31 protein-coding genes are annotated in these 24,890 nt (G+C 61.4%); 2 read left to right on the plus strand and 29 right to left on the minus strand.

The features are described from left to right. Window positions 1-4: 4 nt before the first annotated feature. From TK06_RS14960 to TK06_RS14970, 3 genes are all read right to left on the minus strand, one after another. Window positions 5-367 carry a diacylglycerol kinase gene (locus TK06_RS14960; RefSeq protein ID WP_063322710.1) on the minus strand — a complete coding sequence of 121 codons (363 nt, stop codon included), beginning with the start codon at window positions 365-367 and terminating at the stop codon, window positions 5-7. A 72-nt stretch (window positions 368-439) separates the two neighbouring features. Further along, window positions 440-1,093, minus strand: coding sequence for a response regulator transcription factor ErdR (gene erdR, locus TK06_RS14965; RefSeq protein ID WP_003198362.1), 654 nt, complete (start codon window positions 1,091-1,093; stop codon window positions 440-442). Window positions 1,094-1,306: 213 nt separating this feature from the next. Then, the gene (locus TK06_RS14970) at window positions 1,307-2,053 is read right to left on the minus strand and encodes a tRNA-uridine aminocarboxypropyltransferase (RefSeq protein WP_063325156.1); all 747 of its coding nucleotides are present in this window, start codon (window positions 2,051-2,053) and stop codon (window positions 1,307-1,309) included. Window positions 2,054-2,237: 184 nt separating this feature from the next. Between TK06_RS14970 and TK06_RS14975 the strand changes: the two genes are divergently transcribed. Beyond that, window positions 2,238-2,660: a quorum-sensing-regulated virulence factor family protein gene (locus tag TK06_RS14975; protein WP_003198359.1), complete on the plus strand. Its 423-nt coding sequence runs from the start codon at window positions 2,238-2,240 to the stop codon at window positions 2,658-2,660. Here TK06_RS14975 and TK06_RS14980 read toward each other — a convergent pair whose 3' ends face one another. Continuing rightward, on the minus strand, window positions 2,661-2,855 hold the full coding sequence (locus TK06_RS14980) for a hypothetical protein (RefSeq protein ID WP_063322711.1): 195 nt from the start codon (window positions 2,853-2,855) through the stop codon (window positions 2,661-2,663). Between the two features lie 466 nt (window positions 2,856-3,321). On the opposite strand from TK06_RS14980, the gene TK06_RS14985 reads away from it, so the two are divergent. Then, complete coding sequence (locus tag TK06_RS14985) at window positions 3,322-4,440, plus strand: TIGR00730 family Rossman fold protein (RefSeq protein WP_063322712.1); 1,119 nt, start codon at window positions 3,322-3,324, stop codon at window positions 4,438-4,440. A 46-nt stretch (window positions 4,441-4,486) separates the two neighbouring features. Here the strand turns inward: TK06_RS14985 and recX are convergent, their stop codons facing one another. The 25 genes from recX to TK06_RS15110 form a co-directional block, all read right to left on the minus strand. Beyond that, window positions 4,487-4,954: a recombination regulator RecX gene (gene recX, locus TK06_RS14990; protein ID WP_003198353.1), complete on the minus strand. Its 468-nt coding sequence runs from the start codon at window positions 4,952-4,954 to the stop codon at window positions 4,487-4,489. Between the two features lie 8 nt (window positions 4,955-4,962). Next, window positions 4,963-6,015, minus strand: a complete 1,053-nt coding sequence (gene recA / locus TK06_RS14995; protein WP_003198351.1) for a recombinase RecA — start codon at window positions 6,013-6,015, stop codon at window positions 4,963-4,965. A gap of 83 nt (window positions 6,016-6,098) precedes the next feature. After that, on the minus strand, window positions 6,099-6,599 hold the full coding sequence (locus TK06_RS15000) for a CinA family protein (RefSeq protein WP_063322713.1): 501 nt from the start codon (window positions 6,597-6,599) through the stop codon (window positions 6,099-6,101). Between the two features lie 71 nt (window positions 6,600-6,670). Beyond that, complete coding sequence (locus tag TK06_RS15005) at window positions 6,671-7,207, minus strand: lysis system i-spanin subunit Rz (RefSeq protein WP_063322714.1); 537 nt, start codon at window positions 7,205-7,207, stop codon at window positions 6,671-6,673. After that, the gene (locus TK06_RS15010; protein ID WP_063322715.1) at window positions 7,189-7,752 is read right to left on the minus strand and encodes a glycoside hydrolase family 19 protein; all 564 of its coding nucleotides are present in this window, start codon (window positions 7,750-7,752) and stop codon (window positions 7,189-7,191) included. Before TK06_RS15010 ends, TK06_RS15005 begins: the two co-directional genes overlap by 19 nt. A 253-nt stretch (window positions 7,753-8,005) precedes the next feature. Continuing rightward, window positions 8,006-8,566 carry a tail fiber assembly protein gene (locus TK06_RS15015; protein WP_063322716.1) on the minus strand — a complete coding sequence of 187 codons (561 nt, stop codon included), beginning with the start codon at window positions 8,564-8,566 and terminating at the stop codon, window positions 8,006-8,008. 7 nt (window positions 8,567-8,573) lie between these two features. Beyond that, window positions 8,574-9,668 (minus strand): hypothetical protein, encoded by a 1,095-nt coding sequence (locus tag TK06_RS15020; protein ID WP_063322717.1) that lies wholly within the window; start codon window positions 9,666-9,668, stop codon window positions 8,574-8,576. A 28-nt stretch (window positions 9,669-9,696) separates the two neighbouring features. Next, window positions 9,697-10,206 (minus strand): hypothetical protein, encoded by a 510-nt coding sequence (locus tag TK06_RS15025; protein ID WP_063322718.1) that lies wholly within the window; start codon window positions 10,204-10,206, stop codon window positions 9,697-9,699. After that, entirely contained in the window at window positions 10,203-11,366 is a 1,164-nt protein-coding gene (locus tag TK06_RS15030; RefSeq protein WP_063322719.1) for a hypothetical protein, read from the minus strand. The genes TK06_RS15025 and TK06_RS15030 overlap by 4 nt, the downstream gene beginning before the upstream one ends. 11 nt (window positions 11,367-11,377) lie before the next feature. Continuing rightward, window positions 11,378-11,977 carry a YmfQ family protein gene (locus TK06_RS15035; RefSeq protein ID WP_063322720.1) on the minus strand — a complete coding sequence of 200 codons (600 nt, stop codon included), beginning with the start codon at window positions 11,975-11,977 and terminating at the stop codon, window positions 11,378-11,380. Continuing rightward, window positions 11,965-13,005: a baseplate J/gp47 family protein gene (locus TK06_RS15040; protein ID WP_063322721.1), complete on the minus strand. Its 1,041-nt coding sequence runs from the start codon at window positions 13,003-13,005 to the stop codon at window positions 11,965-11,967. Before TK06_RS15040 ends, TK06_RS15035 begins: the two co-directional genes overlap by 13 nt. After that, window positions 12,995-13,393 (minus strand): phage GP46 family protein, encoded by a 399-nt coding sequence (locus TK06_RS15045; RefSeq protein WP_063322722.1) that lies wholly within the window; start codon window positions 13,391-13,393, stop codon window positions 12,995-12,997. The genes TK06_RS15040 and TK06_RS15045 overlap by 11 nt, the downstream gene beginning before the upstream one ends. Next, window positions 13,393-13,902, minus strand: coding sequence for a phage baseplate assembly protein V (locus tag TK06_RS15050; RefSeq protein WP_063322723.1), 510 nt, complete (start codon window positions 13,900-13,902; stop codon window positions 13,393-13,395). Before TK06_RS15050 ends, TK06_RS15045 begins: the two co-directional genes overlap by 1 nt. A gap of 130 nt (window positions 13,903-14,032) precedes the next feature. Beyond that, complete coding sequence (locus TK06_RS15055) at window positions 14,033-15,073, minus strand: phage baseplate assembly protein (protein WP_063322724.1); 1,041 nt, start codon at window positions 15,071-15,073, stop codon at window positions 14,033-14,035. Between the two features lie 3 nt (window positions 15,074-15,076). Then, window positions 15,077-16,315: a DNA circularization protein gene (locus tag TK06_RS15060; RefSeq protein WP_063322725.1), complete on the minus strand. Its 1,239-nt coding sequence runs from the start codon at window positions 16,313-16,315 to the stop codon at window positions 15,077-15,079. Beyond that, window positions 16,302-17,876: a hypothetical protein gene (locus TK06_RS15065; protein WP_063322726.1), complete on the minus strand. Its 1,575-nt coding sequence runs from the start codon at window positions 17,874-17,876 to the stop codon at window positions 16,302-16,304. Before TK06_RS15065 ends, TK06_RS15060 begins: the two co-directional genes overlap by 14 nt. A 130-nt stretch (window positions 17,877-18,006) precedes the next feature. Further along, the gene (locus TK06_RS15070; RefSeq protein ID WP_045155211.1) at window positions 18,007-18,303 is read right to left on the minus strand and encodes a phage tail assembly protein; all 297 of its coding nucleotides are present in this window, start codon (window positions 18,301-18,303) and stop codon (window positions 18,007-18,009) included. Then, window positions 18,300-18,647 (minus strand): phage tail tube protein, encoded by a 348-nt coding sequence (locus TK06_RS15075; RefSeq protein WP_003198314.1) that lies wholly within the window; start codon window positions 18,645-18,647, stop codon window positions 18,300-18,302. The genes TK06_RS15070 and TK06_RS15075 overlap by 4 nt, the downstream gene beginning before the upstream one ends. Window positions 18,648-18,714: 67 nt before the next feature. Continuing rightward, window positions 18,715-20,211 carry a phage tail sheath subtilisin-like domain-containing protein gene (locus TK06_RS15080; RefSeq protein ID WP_063322727.1) on the minus strand — a complete coding sequence of 499 codons (1,497 nt, stop codon included), beginning with the start codon at window positions 20,209-20,211 and terminating at the stop codon, window positions 18,715-18,717. Further along, window positions 20,211-20,393, minus strand: a complete 183-nt coding sequence (locus TK06_RS15085; protein ID WP_003198311.1) for a DUF2635 domain-containing protein — start codon at window positions 20,391-20,393, stop codon at window positions 20,211-20,213. Before TK06_RS15085 ends, TK06_RS15080 begins: the two co-directional genes overlap by 1 nt. Then, window positions 20,390-20,974, minus strand: coding sequence for a phage tail terminator protein (locus tag TK06_RS15090; protein WP_063322728.1), 585 nt, complete (start codon window positions 20,972-20,974; stop codon window positions 20,390-20,392). The genes TK06_RS15085 and TK06_RS15090 overlap by 4 nt, the downstream gene beginning before the upstream one ends. Window positions 20,975-21,098: 124 nt before the next feature. Then, a complete protein-coding gene (locus TK06_RS15095; RefSeq protein WP_063322729.1) occupies window positions 21,099-22,115 on the minus strand; it encodes a contractile injection system protein, VgrG/Pvc8 family in 1,017 nt (338 codons plus the stop codon). A 9-nt stretch (window positions 22,116-22,124) separates the two neighbouring features. Beyond that, complete coding sequence (locus TK06_RS15100) at window positions 22,125-22,337, minus strand: tail protein X (RefSeq protein ID WP_063322730.1); 213 nt, start codon at window positions 22,335-22,337, stop codon at window positions 22,125-22,127. After that, window positions 22,330-22,713, minus strand: a complete 384-nt coding sequence (locus tag TK06_RS15105; RefSeq protein ID WP_063322731.1) for a phage tail protein — start codon at window positions 22,711-22,713, stop codon at window positions 22,330-22,332. Before TK06_RS15105 ends, TK06_RS15100 begins: the two co-directional genes overlap by 8 nt. After that, complete coding sequence (locus TK06_RS15110; protein ID WP_063322732.1) at window positions 22,713-24,890, minus strand: phage tail tape measure protein; 2,178 nt, start codon at window positions 24,888-24,890, stop codon at window positions 22,713-22,715. Before TK06_RS15110 ends, TK06_RS15105 begins: the two co-directional genes overlap by 1 nt.

Below are 24,890 nucleotides of genomic sequence, written 5' to 3' on the forward strand. Positions count from 1 at the left end.
GCCGTTACAACAGCACCACGCCCCACACCAACGCGATCATCGTCAGAGCGACTAACTGGGCCGCGCTGCCCATGTCCTTGGCATTTTTTGACAATGGGTGCAGCTCCAGGGAGATGCGGTCGATGGCCGCCTCCACCGCCGAGTTGAGCAATTCCACAATCAATGCCAACAGGCACACGGCAATCAGTAGCGCCTGCTCGACACGACTGACGTTCAGGAAGAATGACAACGGAATCAACACGACATTGAGCAACACCAACTGACGGAAAGCCGCTTCGCCGACAAAAGCTGCACGCAGCCCGTCCAAGGAATAGCCGGAGGCGTTGAGGATGCGTTTCAGGCCGGTCTGGCCTTTAAAAGGTGACATAGAGTGGGCAACTGATCGAAAAGGAGTGGAGAAGCTAATTCAAACCCGGTCAAAAAAGCGTGAACCGGAACACTAAGCCTGCGGTGAAATTGACTCAAGTTGTTGCAGCAGCAAGGCCGCCTGGGTCCGGGTGCGCACGTTCAGTTTACGAAAGATCGCCGTGACGTGAGCCTTGATGGTGGCCTCCGAAACGTTCAGTTCGTAGGCAATCTGTTTGTTCAGTAAGCCTTCGCAGACCATGGTCAACACCCGGAACTGCTGCGGCGTGAGACTGGCCAGCCCCTCGCTGGCGGCCTTGGCTTCCTCGGACACGCTCACCGCCTCGAACGCCTGGGGCGGCCAACAGACATCGCCGTCCAGGACCGCCTTCACGGCCTTCTGAATCATCTCAAGGGAACTGGACTTGGGTATGAATCCGCTGGCGCCGAACTCCCTGGCCTTGACCATCACCGAGGCTTCTTCCTGGGCAGAGACCATGACCACAGGGATCTGCGGGTATTGGCCGCGCAACAGCACCAGCCCTGAAAAACCATAGGCACCGGGCATGTTCAGGTCCAGCAGCACCAGGTCCCAATCGGCCTTCGCCGTCAACTGGACCTCCAGTTCCGCGATACTGGCCACCTCCGTCAACCGGACAGCCGGGCCGAGGCCCAGGGTCACAGCCTGATGCAATGCGCTGCGAAAGAGCGGATGGTCATCGGCAATCAGGATTTCGTATGTGGCCATTTTTCAAATGATCCTGTTTTTAATGGCAGGCCCGATGCATTCGCGCCTCGCCAAGACAACTCAAGACACCGCCATGCAGCGGCATCCACAGGGGCACATTCAACGCCAAACACGGCGTTTCAAACATTGGCGGCGCCCCGGTCGGCGCCAAGCATGCCCAGCGAAGCCGGGGTGGTCAAGCAGCACGGCCATCACAGTGTCAAGTATGCGCCACTATTGGTCCAATACTGCTTGCGGCGCACGGATAAAGGGTTGCAACTCGGCGTGGGCCGGGGTCGAGACGTTCACCTCCTGCTGGCCCTTGGCGCCCAGGTAATGCTGGCTGAACACATCGAAATAGGCGTCCAGGGCCGAAGCGGCAGCGCTGTCCCCCGCCAGCTCCAGACACAACGCCGCCACTTCGGCGGTGCACAGGTGCTCGCTGCGGGTCGAACGGCGCAGGCGGTAACGCGACAGTCTGTCAGGCAGCAGGCTCAGGATCGGCAGTCGGTCGAAATACGGGCTTTTACGAAAAATCTTCCGCGCCTCGGTCCAGGTCGCATCCAGCAGAATGAACAGCGGGCGCTTGGAATGATCAAGATCAACCGCATGGGTCACCCGTGACGGCTCGACGTATTCGCCCGGAAACACCAGGTACGGTTGCCATTGCGGATCGTTCAGCAGCGCCAGCAGTTGCTCGTCGACGTCGGTGCGCGACCAGATGAACGCGTGATTGTCGCGCACGACGTCGGCAATCAGCCAACCGGTGTTGCTCGGTTTGAACACTTCCTTGTTGGTCATGATCAGGCAGACCCCGGAGCGGGTCTCGACACTCGGACGCCAGGCGCACAGGCAATGGCTCTCGATCACTCGGCAGGCGCTGCAACGGGGCGCGCGCCAGCCACGGGCCTGGATCGGCCTGATTCCTTCATCGATGCGCTGGTCGCGCAGGCGGGCTACGGCGTTAGGGGCGTGATTCATCATGGGCAACGCCGGCAGAAAGGAAAACTCGACACGAACAACACTCGGCAGGGCAATAAAGGCCGGCAGTCTACCAGAGCGCACGAGCCTGTACCGTCCACCCTGGTGCCCCTATAATTCCCGGCCACTGAACGCACAGTCATGTGATCGGTCGAACCACCAGTCACTGAACCAGGAGAGTTTCATGCTGCGCCTTATCGTCCCTACCGTTGCCGTTCTGCTGGCGACGTCCTTCAGCGCTCAGGCTGCTTCGCTGAAAGAACTCGAACTGAACAAGATGCTGCAGAACGTCGCCAAGGAAAGTAGCGTCGGAACGCCGCGGGCAATCAACGAAGACATTCTCGACCAGGGTTATACCGTCGAAGGCACCGAGCTGATCAACCATCTCAGTGTGCAAAGCAGTCACGCCCAGAAAATGCGCGCAGACCCCAAGGCTGTGTATTTCCAGTTGGGCTCTACGGTGTGCACCAATCCAGGTTTCCGCAAGTTGATGGCCAAGGGCGCAACCATGCGCTACGAGTTCACCGAGGTTAAGACCAACCGCCCGGTCGCGACCGAGCGCTTCCAGGAATCGGATTGCCCGAAACCGGCCAAGACGAAGAAGTAATCAACCTGAACTTGCGCGCCGCTGCTCATCGTCGGCGCGCAACTCCGCCACCAGCGCCTGCAAGTAACGCGAGCGCCATGCTCGCCCTCCCAGCCGACGACAGCATTCGTCCTCAAGACTCACCCGATTGGCCTGTGCCGACTCCAACAACATCAAGTACAACTGCCTGTCGAGCTCCAGAGTGACCCTGGTCATTTCTCCCGCCTCCCTGCCCCGATTCGCTGCAATCCATCACGTGGCACCCAACCCTGGGCGTCAAATTGCATTGGCACGCTTGTTATCAGTAAATCAGAGCGACACGCACCCGGCCGGCAATCTGACGAGCGGTGCAATCGTTCACGGCATGTATCAGCGGTTGCCAACGGTCACTTTTGCGCGCCATGATCAGGGCAGCAAAGATCGGCATGAGGGTCTAGATTCAAAGTATCCATAGTATTTTCATCGGGCAGAAAGAGGCTGCCTGGCCAACACCTTGGTGTGTGATTGTTTTTTATCAAAGGGAAAAGCAGAACCCGCTGGATGGCTTGGTCGCCTTGCTGCAGACCGCGTCAAGCCAGGTCACCCTCCAGGCCGATGCTTGGGCTGACAACGACACACGGAGTGTCGTGGCCTCGATGAATCTCTCGTCCGGGCCGGGGTCCTGTTAAGAAGGAGAAGCTGAATGCCTTACAAACCGAATGACCTGCTCAGTCGTCATTTTGAGAACCATGGCCACGACCTCACCCGCAAGGTCGAAGAGCAACTCAACCTGGTCTCCCCCAACAGCCCCAACCTCCCCATTTACCGAGACATGATCCTGACCGTGCTGCGCATGGCCCAGGAAGATCACAACCGCTGGAATGCCAAGATCACACTACAAGCCCTGAGGGAACTGGAACACGCCTTCCGTACCCTCGAGCAGTTCAAGGGCCGACGCAAGGTCACGGTCTTCGGCTCGGCCCGAACACCCATCGAACATCCGCTGTATGGCCTGGCCCGAGAGCTGGGGGCGGCGCTGGCCCGCTCGGACATGATGGTCATCACCGGCGCCGGCGGTGGCATCATGGCCGCCGCCCATGAAGGCGCAGGGCGCGACCACAGCCTGGGATTCAACATCACCCTGCCTTTCGAGCAACACGCAAACCCGACCGTCGAGGGCACGCCGAACCTGCTGCCGTTCCACTTCTTCTTCACCCGTAAACTGTTTTTTGTCAAAGAGGCCGACGCACTGGTGCTCTGCCCCGGCGGTTTCGGCACGCTTGATGAAGCGCTGGAAGTCCTGACGCTGGTACAGACAGGCAAGAGCCCTTTGGTACCGGTGGTCCTGCTGGATGTGCCAGGGGGCAAGTTCTGGCAAGGAGCCCTGAACTTTATCCGCGAGCAACTGGAGGAAAACCGCTACATCCTGCCCACCGACATGAAGCTGATGCGCCTGGTGTACAACGCCGAAGAGGCCGTGGAAGAAATCAACCAGTTCTACCGCAACTTTCACTCCAGCCGCTGGCTCAAGCATCAGTTCGTGATCCGCATGAATCACAAGCTAAACGAACAGGCGTTGCAGCAGATGCAGGGAGAATTCGCCGATTTGTGCCTCAACGACTGTTTTCATCAACATGACTACAGCGGTGAAGAGCACGACGAAGCCCAGTTCAGTCATCTGACCCGACTGGCGTTTGCCTTCAACGCCCGGGATCACGGTCGCTTGAGGGAACTGGTGGATTACATCAACCTGCCGCAAAACTGGGCCCAGCCCGCCTCAAAACCCCACCCCCTCACATGGGAGCCGATCAAGGTAACCTGAGCCCATAAAAAAACGGCCTGCTATCGAAATAGCAGGCCGTTTTTGTTTAGTCATCCATACCGCGACCGCTGAACAAGCGGTTGATCATTTCCATGGAGTAACCTCGATACGCCAGGAAACGCCCTTGTTTGGCTCGTTCCCGTGCATCGATGGGTAAATGTCCTGAGAACTTGCGGCGCCAGGTGTCCGTCAGTTGCTCCTGCCAATCGATACCGCTTTCGCGCAAGGCAAGTTCGATATCCGGGCGTTGCAAACCACGCTGGCCCAGTTCCTCACGAATTCGCAAAGGACCATAACCGGAGCGAGCGCGATAAGAGACAAAGCTTTCCAGGTAACGGGACTCCGACAGCAAGCCCTCTTCGGTCAAACGGTCGAGGGCTGTGTCGATCAACTCATCGGGAGCGCCGCGCTGACGCAGCTTACGCGTCAGCTCGACTCGACCATGCTCGCGCCTGGCGAGCAGGTCCATCGCGGTTCGTCGCACCGCGACGAGGGTATCGAGGACGACGGTCATCGATTCGATCAGATGTCAGCGTCAGCCAGGTCGTCAGCGGTCTCGCGATTAGCCACGGACTTGACGTCTGCCACCGGGCTCAACAGCTTGTCACGCAGTTGCTTCTCAAGGGCAGCGGCGACTTCCGGGTTATCCGCCAGGAACTTGGCCGAGTTGGCCTTGCCCTGACCGATCTTGGTGCCGTTGTAGGCATACCAGGCGCCCGACTTCTCGACGAAACCGTGCAGCACACCCAGGTCGATCATCTCGCCATTAAGGTAGATGCCCTTGCCGTAAAGAATCTGGAACTCGGCCTGACGGAACGGCGAAGCCACCTTGTTCTTCACGACCTTGACGCGGGTTTCGCTGCCGACCACCTCGTCACCTTCCTTCACCGCGCCAGTACGGCGGATATCGAGGCGAACCGAGGCGTAGAACTTCAGCGCGTTACCACCGGTGGTGGTTTCCGGACTGCCGAACATCACGCCGATCTTCATACGGATCTGGTTGATGAAGATCACTAGGCAGTTGGCGTTCTTGATGTTACCGGTGATCTTGCGCAGGGCCTGGGACATCAGGCGAGCCTGGAGGCCCACGTGCATGTCGCCCATTTCACCTTCGATTTCAGCTTTTGGTACCAGTGCCGCCACGGAGTCGACGATGATCACGTCAACCGCGTTGGAACGCACCAGCATGTCGGTGATTTCCAGAGCCTGTTCGCCGGTATCCGGCTGGGAAACCAGCAGGTCGTCGACGTTGACACCCAGTTTGCCGGCGTATTCCGGGTCCAGGGCGTGTTCGGCGTCGACGAAGGCGCAGGTCGCGCCGGCTTTCTGGGCCTGGGCGATCACGGACAGCGTCAGGGTGGTTTTACCGGACGACTCAGGACCGTAGATTTCAACGATTCGGCCTTTTGGCAGGCCGCCGATGCCAAGCGCAATGTCCAGGCCCAGGGAGCCGGTGGAGATGGAAGGAATAGCCTGACGGTCCTGATCGCCCATACGCATTACGGCACCCTTGCCGAATTGACGTTCGATCTGACCCAAGGCCGCAGCCAAGGCTTTCTTCTTGTTGTCGTCCATTAAAGTCCTCACGTAATCAATAAGGCCTGACGGCCAACACCTGTATAAGTAGCCAGTATTATTCCACAGCGATTGAGGATCGCCTACCCCTGATTTGAGATTTCTACAGCGGCATGTTGCAGCAGCCCCTCTAGCGCGGCCTTCACCGTTTGTCGGCGGACCTCGTCGCGGTTGCCTGCAAAGAATCGCTGCTCGCTGATCACCGCTTCGCCAACGCCCCAGGCCAGCCACACCGTGCCCACCGGCTTGTTCGGCGAACCACCATCCGGCCCTGCTACACCGCTGACCGCCACGGCAAAACGCGCCAGGCTTTTATGCTGGGCGCCTCGCACCATGGCCTCGACCACCTCGCGGCTGACCGCCCCTACCGTGCCGAACAACTCGGCCGGTACGTCCAACTGCTGGGTCTTCTGGCGATTGGAATAGGTGACGTAACCCGCCTCGAACCAGGCCGAACTCCCGGGAATCCGGGTAATCGCCTCGGCAATCCCGCCGCCCGTGCAGGACTCAGCCGTGGTGACGTGGGCATTGAGCAACTGCAGGCGCCTGCCCAGCTCAGCGGCCAGTTCGGTGATGTCGTCCATGGTGCTCTCCTGATTCCACACAATTGAGGCCTACCGTACACGAGCAATGGAAGCTTGCAAGGCTTGGCGGATTACCGATCCAGCGCTCTGATATAGGCCTGACAGGCCTGCAAGGCAATCAATCCGCGATCACCGGCGTCGGTGATGGCGATAATTCGTTGAGCATGCGCCGGGTCAAGTCGGGCGCGTGGGGCGCCATGATCCAGGCCGCCGGCGCCGGTGGCGGCAGGCACTGCACAACCGGCGGCAACATCGTTGGCGTCGAGGAGGACTGACAGCCGGACATCGGCAGTAGCAAGGCGATCGCGCAGGCGATCCTGGTTACGTTGGGCATCGCTCAAGGCTCGGTAATGGGTTTGTTCGCTGGCGGACAGCTGCTGCTCAAGGGCCAGACGTTTGTCTTGCTCGGTCTTTTGCTGCGTCGCGGCCGCTTGGGTCATTTGATTAAGCGTCTCGGCCTGGGACTGTGCGAGTCGGGCCAACTGCTGTCCGTAACGCCAGTCCTGGCACCGCCACGCGAGCATCGCCGAGCCACCGGCCAGCAGCGCGAGCAACACAACAATGCCCAGGGCGCGAGACGAAAAAGGCATCAGGTCGAAGGTTGGCATAACACCTCCCTCGCCCGCGCCCACAATTGCAGGCGGTCTTCCAGGCCGTTCAAACCGCCATTAATGCGCCGGGTGATGGTGTTGAACTGATCACGATCGGCCAGCTCGTTCAAGCCGCTCTGCTCCCAGAACCAAGCGGCGGATTCGGATGCCCATTGCGGCTGCTCAAGAAGCTCAGGCAGCGCCAGCAGCCGTTCATCACCGAACAAGCCAAGACTACAGCGACGATAATTGTCATGGCCGGTAATCTGGATCAGTCCTCGGCCGCGATACTTCTGGCCGTCGCCGTCAGCCTGGGGCGAGTTGCCCAGGCGAACGGCCAGGGTTCCGGTATCGTATTTGCTCAGGTATTGCTCGCTGCCCAGCTCGCGCACATAACGCAATTGTCCCGACTCATGACCGACCTGGGCCAGGAACGCGGCCATGCGTTTGGGTGTGTCGATACGATAGCGGGCCATCGCGGTGTTCAGCGCGGAAATAAAAACGCCCGCTTGGGCGCGGGCGTTGGGCATGATGTTGATAAGTTGCTGCTGCGTAAGGTCCATATTCAGGTCATCGCAAGTGCGTGATCAAAGATGTCCGGCCAGCCAGGACGGCGCAACCGGGCGATATTTAGTGGCTGGAAAGTTCTCATCCTGCGGCCAATCCCTCAGAGCTCGGCGATAAGCCTAGAGCTGTGTGTATTGTGCTTGGTCCAATGTCGTACCGCCGCCGTCGTCCCCGTTGCAACGGCCCTGCTGTTATCGAATAGCGGCGACCCGCTGCCACGTGGAGTTCTGACGTTTCGCCGTGGGTTACTTAAGCGGCAGACTCAGGCATGACAGGCCAGTTGATATCGGTAGGAAAACCGATCTGATGCTGGATACGATTCAATTCAACGCTATAGAGTTTCCACTCCATCAGCGCCAGTTGTTCTTGGTCGCTGGCGTCGCCGATGTCTTCGGCGTATTGCAGGGGCGCTATACGCAGAACTGCATCGCGAAGAAGAGCATCCCGTTCGGCGAAAACCTGGACCTTGACGTCGTTCAATTGTGACTCAGCGTCGAACTGCCAGGTAGGGTCTCTCCAGATATGGTAATTGCCCGGCCAGGGTTCCCTAGTGAATACATCCGGCAACTCTCCAAGTTCGCCCCAGATCTGCTGGCCGCCATCCTCCTTGCGATAAACCAAACCGCGATGATCAACCACCTCTCGAGGAACATTATTCACCAGCGCCCACGTACGACCCTTTTCAGGAGGGGGGAGCTCAAACGAAATTCCAACAGCATTACTGGGGATCTGAACGCCAATACCCGGCGTTACGGAGAACTCCACGGGCCCGGACAATGCGCCGGCGTTATCGAATAGATAATAAAACACAGGCACCTCAGATTAGTTTTATACGCGCAGGATAGGCGATGTTGCGCGGGCGGGATTTGAAGGAGTAGAGCAGCGTATTGGCCGTATCCATCTGGTAAGTGGTCCCGACAGGAAATATCGGACCACCGTTTACCAAGTCTCCAACAATTTTGATTTCTTCGCGGGTATTGACACCGAATCCGGTAAGGCTATCGGACCATCTTGATCCCATCGCACCGGCGCCTTGTGCCCCAAACGCATGGGAATGCGTAGTGCCGGCTTGAAAGGTCCCAATCGCCCGTCCGGGATCCACAGAGCGCCCTTCGTCCAGGATTCGCAGGAACTCCCCCCGCCCTTCTGGCGCACGAAACGTGAGTACGCCATCACCGGAACTCCATTTGCCCTCATTGCCTTCCCGAGTGGCCTCGATACCGAGCATTCCGGACTGTTGGGCGTGATCCCAGAGCCATGGCCATTCAGCACGTTTCATGACTGTGCCATTTAGTGCACCGTAACCTCCTGGGCTCAGTTGGATGGTCGTTTCAAAAAACGGGCGTCCCAAGGGCGTATTGTCAAAGCGTCCCATGGGCCACCAGTTCCCGGCACCGTCACTGCGCAAATGCCACCAGTCACCACTGCCCATTAATACGATAAATGAATAACCGGTAGCCGAAAGGTGGGTGTGGAACTTGATTCGGTCCGCACCGGCGGCCTGAACCACAAGACGACTACCGCTATTGTCCAGGCGTCGAATGATGACATCTCGAACACCCAGTCCGACGTTGGACGAGGGCAACCCGATCGTGGTGGCGCCAGCATTGGCGTCAATCAATACGAGACCCAGTTCACTTGCCGTCAGGACTTTCGACAGGGCCAGACGCGTAATCACCGAACGCGTAGGAGTGGTCGTACCGATGATTTTCTGAACGGCTTTGAAAAGCTGCTGGGTGTCTGCTTCGGATGGAGTCATATCGGCGCCCGAAATCACCGCCAGAATCTCCTGTGTGACGCTGTTGCCCCATACGGCGGGGATCAGGGATCCCGGCGAACCTTCGACCGGGTTTTCATCCACGAACCGACCGTTCACCAGCCCGACGCTGGGAACACTTTTTGGATAATCCATGTTCTATTTTCTCTCTATGAGACAGGGCTCAAGCGTGAAGAGGTAGCGCTCGGAGGGTCGCGAGCACGTCATCAGCGGCCTGAGCCGCAAGATCCACCTTGCCTTTGGCCATGTGCGCGCGAATCTGTGTCTTGGCCTTGAGGCGCAGCTCGCGAAGCGCCAGCAGGTTCGCTTCAAACTCGGCAGCCTTGGCGAGAATCTGATCCGCCGCCTGCCTGGCTGTGCGCCCTTTCACGACCCACGAAGAAACGGCCAATGGGACGGTTTTTTTCGGATAGCCCTGATCCTTGAAGGCCTGCGCTTCCAGGGCGGCTTGTTGGTATTCCAAGGCCCGCAATGGATCTCCGGCCAACCTGCGACGGGCGCTATCGGCAGCGGCATCGACCTTGATGCACAGGCGTTCGGCTTCCTGGCGTAACAGCTCGGCAGCATTCTCTTCAGTCAGTACCCAGGCGCCGTCCTCCCAGGTATGGGCGGAAGAAGGTGAAGGCGGGCGAAGTCCATCCTCGTACTGGTGCAGTTCTTGAATGACTTTCATCGGATCAGCTCCCAGGACAGGTGAACATTGATCGCATTGGTAAAGTTGACGGCAATACCCACGCTGTAATCGGTTAATGCCTGGTGCCCCTTGATTCCCATGCTCAGCAACAGCTCGTCGCTATCAGCAGTGGTGGCACCCAATGTGTGCTCCGCCTGAAAGCACTGCCAAAGCGAACGAGATTGAGAGTGATCAAAACTGGCTGTGACAGTAGAAACCGTAACGTCGTTGACAACGTTATTGGAGAACAGCACACACATATACGGGTTTGCGGGGGTGCTCCAGCCCACCGCATTGTTGCTGATACTTTGCAAAGCAGGTGACAAATAGCTGTAGTTGCCCCCAACCCACCCGGCCTGAACAAACGCCAGTGAAGTCACGGCACTCGGAGAGGGTGTCGGATTCCCCGCCACAAGCCGCGCCGCACGCGCATGGGGATCAAGCGGCAGATACACCACCCCGGTACCATTTACCGTTTGCGTCCAGGTCAATTGAGCACGGTTGTAGATCGTGCGAATCGTCGGCAAGGAGCCCGGCGCCCCGGTCATCACCCAGGCCAGGCACATGTCCAGGGGGGTGGACGCAAAGCCGCCGCCGGACGCTCCGTTGACAGTCCCCTTCAAGGATTCCGGCGAAGGGTCATACAGGCTTCCACGCTGCATATAGAACGTCAGCGCGCCGCCTATGACCTGCGCTCTAAGAAAATAGCTAGCGCTGGGCAACAAGTCGGCGCTGCTCCAGGCCGCCGTCACGTAAGTACGGGATCGACCCAACCGCCCACTTACCACCTCTTGTCCAATGCTGATGTACACACCCGCCGGAATCGAGACACGGCCGCCGCTGGTGGACAGCGCCATTGGCGTTATCGCCAAGCGGGCGTCCGCTGTTGCAATCGTTGGCAGCGGTAAGGCGGTGATCGGAAGCGCGAGGTCCTGGTTCCAGCCCTTGGCGGTGACTGACTGAATCGCCTCGAGCAATTGATCGTTTTGGGTTTCATCTGGCGTCAGATCCCCCGCCTTGATGACATTCACGATTTCCTGCGTCACACCGTTACCCCAAGCCGCCGGAATCAACGACCCGGGCGTTCCGGTCAAGGGGTTTTCATCCACGAACTTCCCATTCACCAATCCGGCGCTGGGCACACTCTTCGGATAATCCATCCGTCTACTCCCTAGTCATAATTGATGTGAACCTTGGTATGCGCCGGTGCGCTGCGGTGGATCAGGCATTCCAGCGCCGAACCGGGATTGACGCCAAAACGCTCCCCCCAATAGCTCGCACCAAAACGCCGCCCCAGCAGCAGGCGGCCGCCGGTATTGAGGGTCCACATGAACTGCGCCTGCCAGGTACCGAAATGCGCTTCGCCGAACCGTGCGCGCCCCATGCGCGGTGCCTTGAGTTCGGTGATGGTGGCGTTGGGGTAGCCCTGGCTCTTGGCGATTTCCACGTAATACGCAATGGCCTGGCTGCCCACCGCCAACAACCGTCGGCGTACCGCCAAGCGACGATCGTCATACAGCGGCGTGGCGCCCAGGCACGGATCAGGCAGGTTCATCACCCGCTCCCAGTCCGGCACCAACTCACTTACGCCCGCCGGGTCCATCTCGTTGAGCAAGTCGGCGGCACGGGCGTCGAGGCGGGCCAGCTCCTGGGCGATGCCTTGCAGCACGTCGTCCAGTTCCGGCACACGCTCCGGATCCCACGCCGGACCGCTGGGCAGCAGGCTGCGCAGTTGGGCCTGGTACTGTTCGGCGGCTCTTATTCCAGCCATGTGCAGCCTCCGAACGTCAGCAACTGGTTGCTGGCGGCGACGACATCGGCGACTGGTGCGCTGAGTTGGTGGTCGGTTTCGCCGGTGGCGCTGCTGATGGCTTCAGCGATATGGCTCAGCAACAGCGTTTCGCCGAGGCCGGCTTCGCGGTTGTGCAGGTCGCGCAGCTGCGCCTCGACGGCCGCGCGCACGGCGCTGGTGTCCGGGGTGATGCGCAGCCTGTAACTCACCGGCACCTGCGTTGGCGCCAGCACGTGCAACTCGGCGGTCACCGGACGCAAGGGCTCGATGTAGGCCCGGACCTCTTCCAGTTGCTCCGCGTTGGGGATCGGTTGCGGATCGTCGTCCCGCATCACGAAAAGTCCGACAGTGCCCGGTCCCAGGTAGCTGCCACGGCACCACGCGCGGGTAATGCCAGGGCACTCCAGGGCCCACGTTTCATAGTCCTGGGCCGAACCGCCGTGAGGAATGACGCGATAGGAACGGATCACCCGCGCCCGCAGGGATTCGAGGCTTTCCCGGGCAACACCGCCGGTCAGCCCCGGCGCCAACACGGTGAAGCTACTGCCAATGCCGAGAATCGGTTGGACTGGCGTCAGCACCAGGCCGGCGTCGGCGTTGCCCAGGCTGCCAGCGTCCAGTGCGGCGATGGTGGAGCTGTTCAGGCCATTGCTGGTAGTGCGGGCGGTGGTCACTTTGAATGTGCGGCCATCGGTGGATTGCAACAGCGTGTCGACATCCAGTACCGCGCCAGCGGTGGCGGTGAAACTGACACTGCCGCTGGCCACCTGGGCCGCTTTGCGCGCCTGGTTCAGGCGCAGGGCAGCGATGCGCTCAAGGGTGGATTCATCGGCCTTGTCCGGCAGGATCTGCTCGGCGATCCAGTCCAGGTAGCCATACAAGCCATAGGCGGCGCCACCCAGGGTGCGGGCCAGCACTTGGGCATCGGACTGGCGCAGCGAATCGCTGGCCAGGTCGCTTTGGGCGCGCTTGATCAGCACCGGCAGCGAAGGGGTTTCAAACGGCATAGGTCACCTGCCAACTATTATCGGGGTTGATGTCCAGGCGCTCGCCGTCAGCCAGGGTCAGGACCGTGCGCAGGTTCAGGCGTTGGGCGTCGAGGCGTTCGCTGATGATGTCGATGGCCTTGCAATGGCCGTCGTCGATCAGCCATTGCAAGGCTTCGCGGGCATAGAATTCGGCATCGATCTGGGTTTGGCGGGTCAGCTTGACCCGTCGCAACAGCCACAGCCGCGAGCCGATGCGGTCGTCGGCAACGGTGGGAAAGGTGTCGCCCCACCAGCCGAAACGTTCGTCATCGTCGACGGCATCGTCGTCAGCGGCGCGACGCCAGGTGAACAGGCTGATCAGCACCGAGCGGGTCAGCGCCGCGTGCAGGTTCTGGCTGATGAACATCATGGCCCTCCCGCCGGCGCACCGGTCTGGCCGTTGCCGGCCTGTACACCGACATGCACGTGTTTGATCTGGCTGATACCGCCGGCGATCTGGTCGCCCTTGGAAACGATCTTGCCGGTGTGGTTGATGACCGGGCTGTCGATGTTCACCGCACTGCTGGCGCGGATGTTCAGGATGGCGGTGTCGATGTCGATGACACGGCCGCGCTTGAAATGGATCTTGTCGCCTTCGTCGGTGTAGAGCGCCACTTCGCCGGGGGCCAGGGCCTGGAGGCGGAAGCGGCGATCGGCGACCACCAGGACCACGGCATGGGAACGGTCGCCCCCCAGGAACGTGGCAATGCCCTCGGCACCGGCCAGCGGGTTGCTGGTGAAGCCGTAGGGTTCGAAATGCTCCATGTCGTCGTTCACTTCGCCGGCGGTGAGGCGCATTTGCAGCGACTGCAACTTGGTGGCCGAATGGGCGAGCACGACAGTGCCGCGCGCCAGGAGGCGGGTCAGTAGGCTCATTGAGGTTTCCTTGAGAATCGGGGACTTGAACGCGGTGTTCGGATCAACGTCTCTATTGGCTGCACTGCCGCCATCGCGAGCAAGCTCGCTCCCACAGGGGGACTGTGGTGGGCAGGCGTCGGCGTGGGGCTCAGGGTTTTGGCGGCATCGGATTGGCGTCGAAGGTATGCGGCGGCGCGACTTGCAGGGTGGTGACGGAGCCTTGGGCCGACAGCGAGTACGTCACTTTGGAAATCAGCATGTCACCGTCGAACCCCAGCACCGGGTCGATCACCCGTACCAAGGTGTTGTGCCGCCACAAGTCACCATTGGCCTGGCGCCAGCCTTGCACGCGGTAGGTGGTGGTCAAGGCCTTGCCGGTGCGGATGGCGCTTTCCCAATCAGCCCGTTGCTGGGCCAGTTCGAAGGTCAATTGCGCACTCTCGCTGATCACCGTCACCCGCTTGCGCTTGAAGCCCAGATCGGTGGCAGTGCCAGAGACTTCGCTCACCGCCGCCCCGCTCTGCTGATCGTTGCCCTTGTGCTGGCCGATGACCCGGTATTCGGAGAACACCTGGCTGTAGTCCATCGGCGCGTTGCCCGACAGAATGTTCTTGCCCAGTTCCAACACATCACTGGCCCGCCCACCGCTACCGGGTTTGGCCAGCAACACACGTCCTTGCGCGTCATCGGTGGAGAACACTCGGAACAACGTCAGCAAACGGTCGATGGATTGAAAGACCGTTTCCCCCGGCACGATGCTGTGTTCGCTCAACCGTGCGGTTTCAGGGATCTCGCTGACGACCCCCACGCCGTATTGCGATGCCAGGGCCTGGACGATGCTCAGCAGCGTTTGCCCACGCCATTGGGTCGGGCGGTTGATCGCCGCGCAGTCCACCAGGTCCTGGGTCTTGGAAGCGCCTTCAATGCTCAGGCTGATCTGCCGACCGTCATAGCTGACCGGTGCCTTGAATACATATCCGCTGAGGACCAGATCGGCACCAATGCGCACCTGGCATTCATCGCCCGGACGGATCGGCACAGCTTGGGTCTGCCCCGGCCATTGCCAGGTGATGTCGAGTTTGAAGGTGCGGAACTGGCGCTCCAGGTCCGCACTGATTTCCACGCTTTTCCAGCCGCCGTAATCCAAACCGCCGATAGTAAGCGAGACAGCGTTGTCGAGTTCGCTCATGGCTTACTCCCCCGAGACTTTCAGGTCATTGGGCGGCAGGAAACCAGGATGGGCGACGCCGTTACGCTGGGTCACCTCCGTCACCCGGGTGGCATCGGCGAATTGCTGATATGCCACCACCAGCGCCGGCAGGCTTTGCTTGAACGACAGGTTGATCAGCCTGACGCCCGAAGACGCCACCGCCGTCAGATGCGCGGCCATTTGCTGGCGCAGGTTGTTCATCGCCTGGTAGTGCTCCGGATCAGCCTTGAGGGAGGCCTGCCAGATCGCCTCGTTAAGGGCATCGCGCAGGGCCAGCACATCGTCGGCCACCGGTACGTCCCGGCGCTGGACCGGTTGCATGGCCTGTTGCGCCACCGACGGCGTAGCGCCCAACTTGACCACAGGCGCCGCCACCGGCATCGCCGCAATCCATTGCGCGGCCTGCACCAGCAGGGTGTCCTGTACCAGGTCGGCCACGGCCTGGGCCGCCGCCATGGTGTCCTTGCCGGTGGTGAGTTTGGGCGCGTCGGCCTTGCGAATGGCCTCCACCTGTTGCGACACGCTGGCAATCACGCCGCGATAGCCGTCACGGGCAAAGTCCTTCAGCTCGCGGATGTCGCCCAGCAACCCCTTGAACTCGGCCACCACCTCCTTGGGCAACGCTTTCACCGCCTTGACCAGATCGCTGAGTTGCCGATAGGTCTCGATCAACGGCTTGAGCTCCTGCTCGATCACGCCGTAGATTTCCTTGAGGCTGTTGCGCAGGTCAGCGATGCCGATCCGTGCGGCCTTGAGCAAGGTCATGGCGTCTTCGAAGCGCCGCACCGCCGAACCGAGAAAGCTGTCGGCCGAGACCAGCAGCAGTTTCTGGCTGTTGATCGTGGCCGAAGGGAATTGCAGCGGCTGGTCGGGATAAAACTTCAGGGCGAACGTCACCAACCCGCCGTCCTGACGGGTCTGGGTCATGTCGCACTCGCCGACCTTGACCTGCAGGCGCCCCAGCCATGGATGCACCAGTTCGCCGCTGCCCTGCTCCAAGGCCTTGAGCAGCTTGTCGCGCTGCTCCAGGCAATCGGGGCCGACGATGAACGCGGTCAACTCATGAATCTTCGCCTGCTGGCCGAGCCCCTCGAAAAACGGCTGGTCACGCTGCGGATATTCATGCAACTGACCTTTGTGGCCGACCGGGGTTTTCGCCTGATCGACCCAGAACCCGACGCCACGAAACGACGCCGGCAACAAACGATCACGCCAGCTCATTGGAGCCTCCTGTGGAAAGTGAGCGATAGCCGATGCGCGAACTCACCGCCAGGGCCGGTTGATTGGTCTGGGGCGGATCGGCGCGCAGCCCGGCCGGCGCGTTTTCGAAGCGCACGGTCAGGCCGCCTTCGAGTTGCGTGCGGTTATTGGCGGCGCTTTGTTGCACCAGGGCGCTGGAGGTTTGTGGCAACGTACCCGGCGCCAGCGAGGTCTTCGCCAGAACGTTGGCGGAGGCTGGCGCCAGGCTGGACGACAGGCCCGGAGGCTGCTCGTTGGCCGCGCCAAAAAACGCCGGCGCCAGCTCCCCTTTGCCTTCGACGTTGGTGGCGCGCTGCGCCTCGGTCAAGCCCTCGACCTTAGCGGTGAACGAGGTGATCATCTCGCCGAAGCCGCCGCTGAAAAACGCCTTGATCGGCGCAATCACCGCCTGCAACTCGTTCCACCACTGGCTGAACCACTCGCCCACCGGCCCCCACTGTTGGGTGAGGCCCTCGATGGGCGACCAGTCGAACAGGCCGCTGAACACCGCCAGCATGATCGCCACCTGATTGCGCACGCCTTCGCAGATCCCGGCGAAGACTTCACCGATCGTGCCCCAATTGGCCATGATCAGTCCCAACGGTGTCCAGTCGAACAGGCCTTTCAAGGCGTCCATCACCGGTACGGTCAAGGCCTTGAGCAGGTCCCAGATCGCCGCGAATAACCCGGTCAGGGGCGCCCAATTGGCAATGATCAAACCCAAGGGTGACCAGGCGAACAGCGTCTGCATGAAACCGATGACCGGCGTTGCCGCCGCCACGACCACATTCCAGAGGGCGCCAAAAAAGCTGCTGATCGGAGCCCAGTTGCTGATCACCTGCCCCATCGGGGTAAAGGCGAACATCGTCTTGAAGAACTCGACCATCGGCAGGACGATCGGCGCAAGCCTCTGCCAGAGTCCGGCGAAGAACGCTGAAATCGGCGTCCAGTGGGCGATGATCATCCCTGCCGCCAAGGCGATGCCCATGGCAATCAAGCCGATGGGGTTCATCTTCAAGGCCTGGTTCACCACTTCGAACGCCTGGCTCGCGCCGCTGACCGCCATCTGGATCGCGTTGAACGCCACGACGCCATTCGCCAGGCCTTGTACCAGTTGCGGGTTGTCCTGCAGGACCTGGGCCACGCCGTTGACCATGGGCTGCAAACTGACCGCCACCGCGTTGACAGCAGGCCCCAGGGCCGAGCCGAACTGCACCGACACGTTGCTGATGGAAGTCTTCAATCCTTCCAGGTTCTGTGCCGCTACACGGGGCGCGTCAGGCGTCTGGACAGCACTGGCCGCCGCGCTCGCCGCGCCTACTTCGTCCTTGAAGGCCAGCGCCGACTTGAGCCCGTCCATAAAGGGCTGGGCCAGGCCGCCGCTGGGCAGCAGACCGGAAATATCCAGGCTGCCCAGGCCCGTGGCGTCGAGGTTCTGCTTGAAACTCGCGACCTTCGTACGAAGGCCGGCGAGCTTGGGTGACAGCTCATCGATGCCCGTCAGCAGCACCGCTTTTTTCTCTACCGTTTGTGTGTCTGCCATCACTGCACCTGCTGCGTCGCATTGATCCGTTGCGCGTGCTCCAAGGATTCGCGGAGCACATCCAGTGGCCTGGCCATCATCTGTTCGGGGTCAACCTTCCAGAACCAGGCCAGGTCATAGGCGGCGGCGATCAGGTCGCCGATGGCTGCGACGCCGCACTCATGAAAAAACTCGCCACGGCCCAGCTCAAGGCGTTGAGGTCAGCCAGGTCCAACTGGTTGACCGACGACGGCGGGATGCCGGCGCACACCGCGATGTATTTGGCCGCAACGTCCATGTCCAGGCTCACCTCCTCGCTCTTGTCGATCTTGTACGGCAGCGCCTTGATCGCCCGCACTTCCTGCACCGTCGGACGGCGCAGGGTCAGTTCGCTCAACGGCTCGCCGTGGGCCTCGATGGCCACGCGCAGCGTCACGACATCGGTCATTGCCAGGTCCCCTTGATGCCTTCGAATTTCAGCTCGATGGTGGCGTCGTCCCCCTTGGACACCGGCTCTTCCACCAGGTAGGCGCCGGCCAACACATAGACCTTGCCGTTGTTGAATTCGCAGGTGACGGTCATGTCGGTGCCGGCGACCAGTTGCTTGAGCGGGAAGTCCGCGGTGTGCAGCGCCGTGACCTTGAAGGACGGGGCGATGTCGGTTTCCTTGTAGAAACCCGGTACGACGGTTTCGCGTTTGGTGAACATCAGTGGCGCTTCGCAGCCGCCATTGATGGTCAGTTGAGCGCCGTCCACTTTGACGTAGCAGGTGCCCGCAATCAGTTGACCCATGGTGTTTCTCCCTTCAAATAAAAAGCCCACGCAAGGTGGGCTGAATGCATGCGACTGAGTGCTACCGTCAGGCGGCGGCGTCGTATTGCAGGCGGAATTGGTTGAGCAGCGCGAACACCCGCAGGCCGTTGATGTAGTCCGGTGGGAACAGCACATTGACCCGGCTCGGGTCCTGGCTGTCGCGCTCGACGATCAAGTGCTCGGCGAACAGCTCAGCGTTTTCCACGTGGCCTTCCAGCTCGAGCTTGGCGTATTGCGCGATCAGTTCGCCGCGGATGGTGCTCGGGGTCACGATGGGCTGGCCGGCGCCGAAACGGGTGCCGTCGGAGGCCAGTTTGTGGCGACCGTACTTGCTGGTGATCACGCTTTGCAGGCGGCGGACGATGAACGCCGACTGGTGCATGGTTTCGCTGTCCAGGTAGGAGTTGTCGGCCTGGCCGAAGGCATTCTTCTGATACGTGGTGATGGAACGCTGGATGCGTACGTAGCCACCTTCGTAATACGCCGTGGCGATGCCGTAGTTGAGCAGCGACTGGCGCTCGGTCAGGGTGAAACGCTCGCTGGCCGGTGCCGGGTCCAAGCCTGGCAGGCTGCCGCTCTGGGTCGGACGGCTGGCGTCGGCGGAGATGAACACCGCCGTACGCGCCGCCAAGGCCGCGGCCTGGACCCAGAACGGTTGCGGTACGCCCAGCTCCAGCGCCTGGAGGGTCATGTGCTGGTCGTTGCGCGCCTGTCCGGCGGCAACCAGGGTGCCAATGGTGCCGCGCTTGGCGCTGTAGACATGGCCGAACAACTGCTTGGCCCAGGACCAGCGACCGGTGTTGTCGTCCATGACCGCTTGCCAGGTGTTGAGGCTCGCCACATCGGACCAGGGCATGGCGATGAACTCGAAGGGTTCGTCGCCCAGGGCTGCGACGGCAGCGGTCTGGTCCGGCACGCCGGCACCGCCGGTCATCGCAGTGATGGCGGCGGTCAGCCCCGCCGGGGTGTTTTCGCCATTGCTCTTGCCCAGGCGATTGAATTGCAGGTTGATGTCGTTGCCGCTGTCACCGGTCCATTTGGCGCGGAGCGTCACGACACCTTCGGCGGCCGCAGCGGCCACCGGCAGGTCAGCGGCCGCGTTGATTTTCAAGGCCAGCGCAGTGGCGGCCTGGGCCGCCGTGGCGCCGTTGACGATGGCGGCCTGGACGCGTACACCGCCAACGTACAGGCTGAGCACACCGCTTTCAGTCGCCTCGCCGGTGAAGGTCAGCACGCCCTGGGCAATGGCGCCTTCGACGTTGTGCAGCGGCAGGCACCAGATTTCACCGAGGGGGTCCGTCTTGCGCCAGGTCTCGTACATCGACGCGAGCATCGAACCCTGCCCACCGATGTTCCTGGCCAGCGCGACGCTGGACACCAGCACCAGTTTGCCGACATCGGCCGGGGCGACATTGTCGTTGACCTGGGCGACGATCAACCGGCGCATGGCCGATGACGCGCTATTGGCGGCCGAGTTGTCCATTTCGGCGTAGAACAGCGGAACACGAATGTCCGCGGGAATGTTGCTGAATCCGATCGCCATTATTTGGCTCCCTGTGGTTTTGCCGCTTTCACGGCTTTGGTAGTGATATCGCCGTCGGCCAGACGTCGACGCCACCAGGCGTTGTCTGGCACTTCACGGCCTTCGAGGGGCAACAGATCGCCCGCTTCCGGGTCCGGTACGGCACGGCCCGGGGCCGGCAGCACAGTGATGCGTTTGCTCATGGGGTTACGTCTCCAGAGAAAGTCAGTTCCACGCGCCCGTCGGGGCCGGGACGTTTCAGATTGGGGTCCGCCGGGTCGATGGCATCGACCCGCACGGTGGCCCCGGTAAAGGACGACAAGCCGTCCAGTTCACGCTCGTGCCAGCTTTCGGCAGGCTGGCTCGCCAGATTGCGACCCAACTGGAACTCGGCGAAAAAGCGCAGCCGGTACAGCACACGGCTGCTATTGATGGAAACCAGTTCGCTGCCGTCGTATTCAATGCCGGTGTACTCGGCGCCCGGCTTGAACCCCACCAGCGCGCGCCACAGTTCGGCCCGCAGGTCGTGCAACAGATCCAGCGCTTTTGTCGCGTCAATGGCGTCGAGCACCAGCACGGCATCGAAGCGATCGCGCACCGCTTGCAGCGTGACGTTCTGAGCCGCGTTCTTGCTGGCAATGTCGGCGGTGGGCAGGACATAGGCGCAGGGGGGTTGCAGCGGGGTCTCGGCTTGCAGCGTGGCGAGGTCAAAACCTGCGGCCACACGCTGGGCAAGCGTCGGACAGTGCTCACGCAACTGCGTGAGGATCGGTGTGATCTTCATGGGGGGACTCCAGTATCTGAAGGTGCGAGCCTCCCCTGTGGGAGCGGGCTTGCTCGCGATGGCGGCGTGTCAGTCAGTGCAAATGTTGAACATCTGGGCGCTATCGCGAGCAGGGGTAGTGGGATCAGGCCTTGGCATCCAGGCAGGTCGCATCAATCAGGCAGCGATAGCTTTTTTCCCGGTCGCCACTGGCGGTGACCTTGTCGATCGACCAGCGACCGCGCATGAAATCCGGCCAGGTGGCGTCCAGCAGTACGATGCCCTCGGCGGACAGCCCCGGGTTGCCAGGGCACTCGATCGCCACCTTGAGGGCTTCGCGCATCATCCTGCGCACCTCGCCTTCACCGGCAGCGCGGGCGTCAGCGGCGTTCTGGAAGCGCTGGCGCAGGGTTTTGAACGGGGCGAGGCCGCTCTCCTCGACCTGCAACTTGCCGGCCGTCGCGTCCCACCAACGGGTCTTGCAACCTTGGTATTTCGCCCGGGCGGTTTCATCCAGCTTGGCCGAAATAAAAGCCTGGTCGCCAGGGCGATTGTTGGTCGTCACCGACAGTTTTATCTCGGGCAGGACCTTGCCCGACAACGACTTCGCCTGGCCGCGCCGAGCCAGCACATACAGCTCGTTGATCGGCTTGGCGACGGCGTCATAACGATGGGCCAAGCGCGTCAGGAACCCCATGTCGGTTTCGTTGGACTGGTCGATATGCTCGATCTTGATCAGCGCCAGGTCTGGCGCCACCCGGGGAGAAAAACCGTGCCTGGACGTCAGTTGACGAAACAGCGCCCCCAGGGTCGTCGGTCCATGGCTGACGGATCGGCGCTGCTTGAACCCGGTCTGGTCCGCCGCGCTGAACGGCGCGGCCATGGCCACCAAGGTCAGGCGCAACGGGAACAGCGTCGGCGTGCGCCGGGTAATGACGAACTCGCCCTTGTCCACCAGCCCCGACTCCAGGTAGCCGACCCGCAAACCGATTTTCCCACCCAGGCTGGGCAACCCTTCCAGCCCGTCCAGGCTGATGGTGAGGGTCAATTGATCCGACTCGATTCCTGCCGCGTCGACGTGTGTCCAACTGAGCAATCGTGCGTTGAGCAGCGCGGCGTTCGCGCCGTACACTTCCACCGCAGGCGTGAAACCCAATGACATGTTGCCTCCTTAATCCCAGGCCGAAACCGGTGGGGTTGCCACGGGCTTGAGGTCCACTTCCGGCAAGACCACCCATACGCCCGCCGGCAATACAGGCCCCCATTCAGCCAGCCCCGGATTGAGCCGCCAGAGCGCCTCTTCGACGATGTCGTCACAGCGCTCAAGCTCGCGGTACAGCAACAGATTCACCGAATCACCGGCGATACTTCGAACCCTACGCATTGGCGAACTCCGTCAATTCAACCACCCAGCCGACCACCATCGCCGTGCCGTCATCAATGATCTCGGTCTGTGTTTCCGTCACCTTGCTGATCTGCCACAGGCCCCAATTGCGACCGATGCCATCGACCAACGGCACGGGGACTCGCTGCGCCTGCAAGGCGCGCAACTCATCGAGGCGATCCATGGCGGTGGCGTACATCGACTTGCCGGTGATCGTCAGCCCTTGCAGGCCTTGGCCGACCTGGCTGGACTTGGGTTTGCTAGTGAGGATGTCGATGCTCTTCCAGCCACCGTCCGAGGTGCGTACCAGGCTGTGGTACGCAAAGTTTCTCGACAAACCGAAAATGAAACTGCCGAGTGCCATTTGCTGACGCATCACGTACCTCCGTCGGTCAGGGCCGCGTCACTGCGCATGGCGAGTGAGTTGGGCATGGTCGTCAAGCCGAATTGGCCCGAGAGCTGCTGCACGACCAGGTTGGCCAACTGACTCGCGCTGGCCTGGTCCTGGCCGTTGATGTAGATGTTTGCGGTCATGGTGTTTTGTTGCGTGGTTGTCTGGGTGCTGGCCAGGTCTTTGCTGACCTGGTCTGGAGCGGCGAGTCTGTCGGCGGGGGCGACGAGCTTCTCACCCAGGGACGCGCCCGCATCGCTCCCCAACCAACCGCCCAGCAGTCCGCCAACCAGACCACCAATGGCAGTGCCAATCACCGGAACGACGCTCCCCAAAGCGGCACCGGCCGCAGACCCCGCAGCAGCGCCTGCCCAGCCGCCACCTGCCGCTCCCAGGCCTGCGCCCATCATTCGTTTGTCGCCGGTCAGTACACCCTCGGCCACATCAGCGACGGCACCGACTACTTTTAATGGGCCGGGCGCCCTGCGGGTCATCGAGCGCAATGAGGCCGTTGGCCCGGGTGAAAAACGCCCTGCGCCTCCCAGTGAGCCTCGTGTACTGACGCGTATTTTCGTCCTGCTCGTGGATTCGGGACGCTGGTTGGCATTGCGTGTATCCAGCTTGTCCCCACGAGGATTTCTGAAATCTTCAGAGATCACTTCCCCCAATCGGCCGGGAAGGTGCGGAGCGACCTTGCCCAACACCCGCTTGGCCACCTGATTGGACATCTCATCCCCTACAGCCTTGAGCAGCGCGCCCACCAGCGGTTTGATCGCCGCGCCAATCAACACAATGGCCGCAGCGGCTTTAGGTGAGGACTCCGCCAACTCACTCATGCCATCGGCCAGCGACCCCAACCACTGGAACGAGGTATCCGTCGAGGGCATCAGGGCATTTCCCGCGGCCAGCGACAAACGCTCGCTGCGGGCGTTGAGGACGTTCAGTTGGCCCTGCCGGGTGTTCGACAGCGCCAACGCGTCCTGCCGCACCGAACCATTGTTGTCCAATTGTGAAGTGGCATATTGGCCTGGGTCTTTGACCTGCCAGAACGCGGCGTTCACATCGTCGAGTTTCTGCGACATGCGCAACACCGCGGCATCCCCAGAGCCAAACAACGAAGAGGCCAGGGACGAGCGTTTTTCGGCCGGCTGCGCGTTCAAGGCCGCCAGCACCGACATCACTGTCCCCGGCGCGGCGTCCTTGTCACGCAAGCCGCTCGCCACCGCTTTGGGATCAAGCCCCAGTTGCTTCCAAGCCGCTTGCTCGGTCGCGGAGGCCTGATCGCCCTTGCCTAGAGCAGTCGTGAAGTGATCGAGCGCCACACCCGCTTCAGCTTGTTGCGCGCCGGTATTGAGAAGTGCCGCCGTCAGCGCCGCAGCTTGGGCAGGTTGCAGGCCCGCCGAGGTCGCGGCCGCACCGTCACGCTGCAACACTGTGCCGATCTCACTCGCTTTCGCACCACCGGGAATCTTGCTCAGGTGGTTGGTCGCATCCGCCAGATCAAACGCTTTCTCTGCGCTGAGCTTCATGGAGGTGCGCCAGCCGAGCAGCATCTCAGCGGCTTCCATGGCTGGCATTTTGAACGTCGATGCTGTGACACCCGCATCACTGGCGAAGCGCAACAGCGCCAATTGCCGGTCCGAGGCACTGGGCAGATCGCTGCCGACTCCTGCCCTGGCCGCCAGGCTTTGCATCCTCACCACCTCAACCGCAGTGGTCCCGCCGGCCGCCACCAACGGCGCACTGGCGATACGCTGGGTTGGCTCCGCCATTTCTGCAATCTGGCGAGGCGTGAAGTGGCCGGCCTGCTTCAGATCGGCCATGGCCGAGTCCATCGCTATCGCGGGTTTGAGCAGCGCCGGTGGTTCTATACCGCCACCCGACTTACCCTTTGGCTCATTGGCCGACTCACCCTTGGCACCAGCGCCCATCGTCTGGGAAAACAATCGTTGCGCCGATAGCTTCACGGTCAGCGACTCGATCGCCGTGGTCAGCAACCCGAGCTTGAGCCCAAGTTTCTCCAGCGCCAGGTCGAGGCCCGACAGCTGATCCCTGGCGAACGTGCCTTGTGCTGACACACCGTTCGTAGGGCTGGTATTACCGAACGCCAACCCACTCTCATTGAAGGCTGCGTATTTGAGCGAATATCTATCGTCCGCCAT

Source organism: Pseudomonas fluorescens (assembly GCF_001623525.1).
GTDB lineage: Bacteria > Pseudomonadota > Gammaproteobacteria > Pseudomonadales > Pseudomonadaceae > Aquipseudomonas > Aquipseudomonas fluorescens_Q.

Coding starts and splice junctions, on each gene's coding strand:
- TK06_RS14960 (WP_063322710.1), bottom strand. CDS start 367: ATGTCACCTTTTAAAGGCCAGACCGGCCTGAAACGCATCCTCAACGCC.
- erdR (WP_003198362.1), bottom strand. CDS start 1,093: ATGGCCACATACGAAATCCTGATTGCCGATGACCATCCGCTCTTTCGC.
- TK06_RS14970 (WP_063325156.1), bottom strand. CDS start 2,053: ATGAATCACGCCCCTAACGCCGTAGCCCGCCTGCGCGACCAGCGCATC.
- TK06_RS14975 (WP_003198359.1), top strand. CDS start 2,238: ATGCTGCGCCTTATCGTCCCTACCGTTGCCGTTCTGCTGGCGACGTCC.
- TK06_RS14980 (WP_063322711.1), bottom strand. CDS start 2,855: ATGACCAGGGTCACTCTGGAGCTCGACAGGCAGTTGTACTTGATGTTG.
- TK06_RS14985 (WP_063322712.1), top strand. CDS start 3,322: ATGCCTTACAAACCGAATGACCTGCTCAGTCGTCATTTTGAGAACCAT.
- recX (WP_003198353.1), bottom strand. CDS start 4,954: ATGACCGTCGTCCTCGATACCCTCGTCGCGGTGCGACGAACCGCGATG.
- recA (WP_003198351.1), bottom strand. CDS start 6,015: ATGGACGACAACAAGAAGAAAGCCTTGGCTGCGGCCTTGGGTCAGATC.
- TK06_RS15000 (WP_063322713.1), bottom strand. CDS start 6,599: ATGGACGACATCACCGAACTGGCCGCTGAGCTGGGCAGGCGCCTGCAG.
- TK06_RS15005 (WP_063322714.1), bottom strand. CDS start 7,207: ATGCCAACCTTCGACCTGATGCCTTTTTCGTCTCGCGCCCTGGGCATT.
- TK06_RS15010 (WP_063322715.1), bottom strand. CDS start 7,752: ATGGACCTTACGCAGCAGCAACTTATCAACATCATGCCCAACGCCCGC.
- TK06_RS15020 (WP_063322717.1), bottom strand. CDS start 9,668: ATGGATTATCCAAAAAGTGTTCCCAGCGTCGGGCTGGTGAACGGTCGG.
- TK06_RS15025 (WP_063322718.1), bottom strand. CDS start 10,206: ATGAAAGTCATTCAAGAACTGCACCAGTACGAGGATGGACTTCGCCCG.
- TK06_RS15030 (WP_063322719.1), bottom strand. CDS start 11,366: ATGGATTATCCGAAGAGTGTGCCCAGCGCCGGATTGGTGAATGGGAAG.
- TK06_RS15035 (WP_063322720.1), bottom strand. CDS start 11,977: ATGGCTGGAATAAGAGCCGCCGAACAGTACCAGGCCCAACTGCGCAGC.
- TK06_RS15040 (WP_063322721.1), bottom strand. CDS start 13,005: ATGCCGTTTGAAACCCCTTCGCTGCCGGTGCTGATCAAGCGCGCCCAA.
- TK06_RS15045 (WP_063322722.1), bottom strand. CDS start 13,393: ATGTTCATCAGCCAGAACCTGCACGCGGCGCTGACCCGCTCGGTGCTG.
- TK06_RS15050 (WP_063322723.1), bottom strand. CDS start 13,902: ATGAGCCTACTGACCCGCCTCCTGGCGCGCGGCACTGTCGTGCTCGCC.
- TK06_RS15055 (WP_063322724.1), bottom strand. CDS start 15,073: ATGAGCGAACTCGACAACGCTGTCTCGCTTACTATCGGCGGTTTGGAT.
- TK06_RS15060 (WP_063322725.1), bottom strand. CDS start 16,315: ATGAGCTGGCGTGATCGTTTGTTGCCGGCGTCGTTTCGTGGCGTCGGG.
- TK06_RS15065 (WP_063322726.1), bottom strand. CDS start 17,876: ATGGCAGACACACAAACGGTAGAGAAAAAAGCGGTGCTGCTGACGGGC.
- TK06_RS15070 (WP_045155211.1), bottom strand. CDS start 18,303: ATGACCGATGTCGTGACGCTGCGCGTGGCCATCGAGGCCCACGGCGAG.
- TK06_RS15075 (WP_003198314.1), bottom strand. CDS start 18,647: ATGGGTCAACTGATTGCGGGCACCTGCTACGTCAAAGTGGACGGCGCT.
- TK06_RS15080 (WP_063322727.1), bottom strand. CDS start 20,211: ATGGCGATCGGATTCAGCAACATTCCCGCGGACATTCGTGTTCCGCTG.
- TK06_RS15085 (WP_003198311.1), bottom strand. CDS start 20,393: ATGAGCAAACGCATCACTGTGCTGCCGGCCCCGGGCCGTGCCGTACCG.
- TK06_RS15090 (WP_063322728.1), bottom strand. CDS start 20,974: ATGAAGATCACACCGATCCTCACGCAGTTGCGTGAGCACTGTCCGACG.
- TK06_RS15095 (WP_063322729.1), bottom strand. CDS start 22,115: ATGTCATTGGGTTTCACGCCTGCGGTGGAAGTGTACGGCGCGAACGCC.
- TK06_RS15100 (WP_063322730.1), bottom strand. CDS start 22,337: ATGCGTAGGGTTCGAAGTATCGCCGGTGATTCGGTGAATCTGTTGCTG.
- TK06_RS15105 (WP_063322731.1), bottom strand. CDS start 22,713: ATGCGTCAGCAAATGGCACTCGGCAGTTTCATTTTCGGTTTGTCGAGA.
- TK06_RS15110 (WP_063322732.1), bottom strand. CDS start 24,890: ATGGCGGACGATAGATATTCGCTCAAATACGCAGCCTTCAATGAGAGT.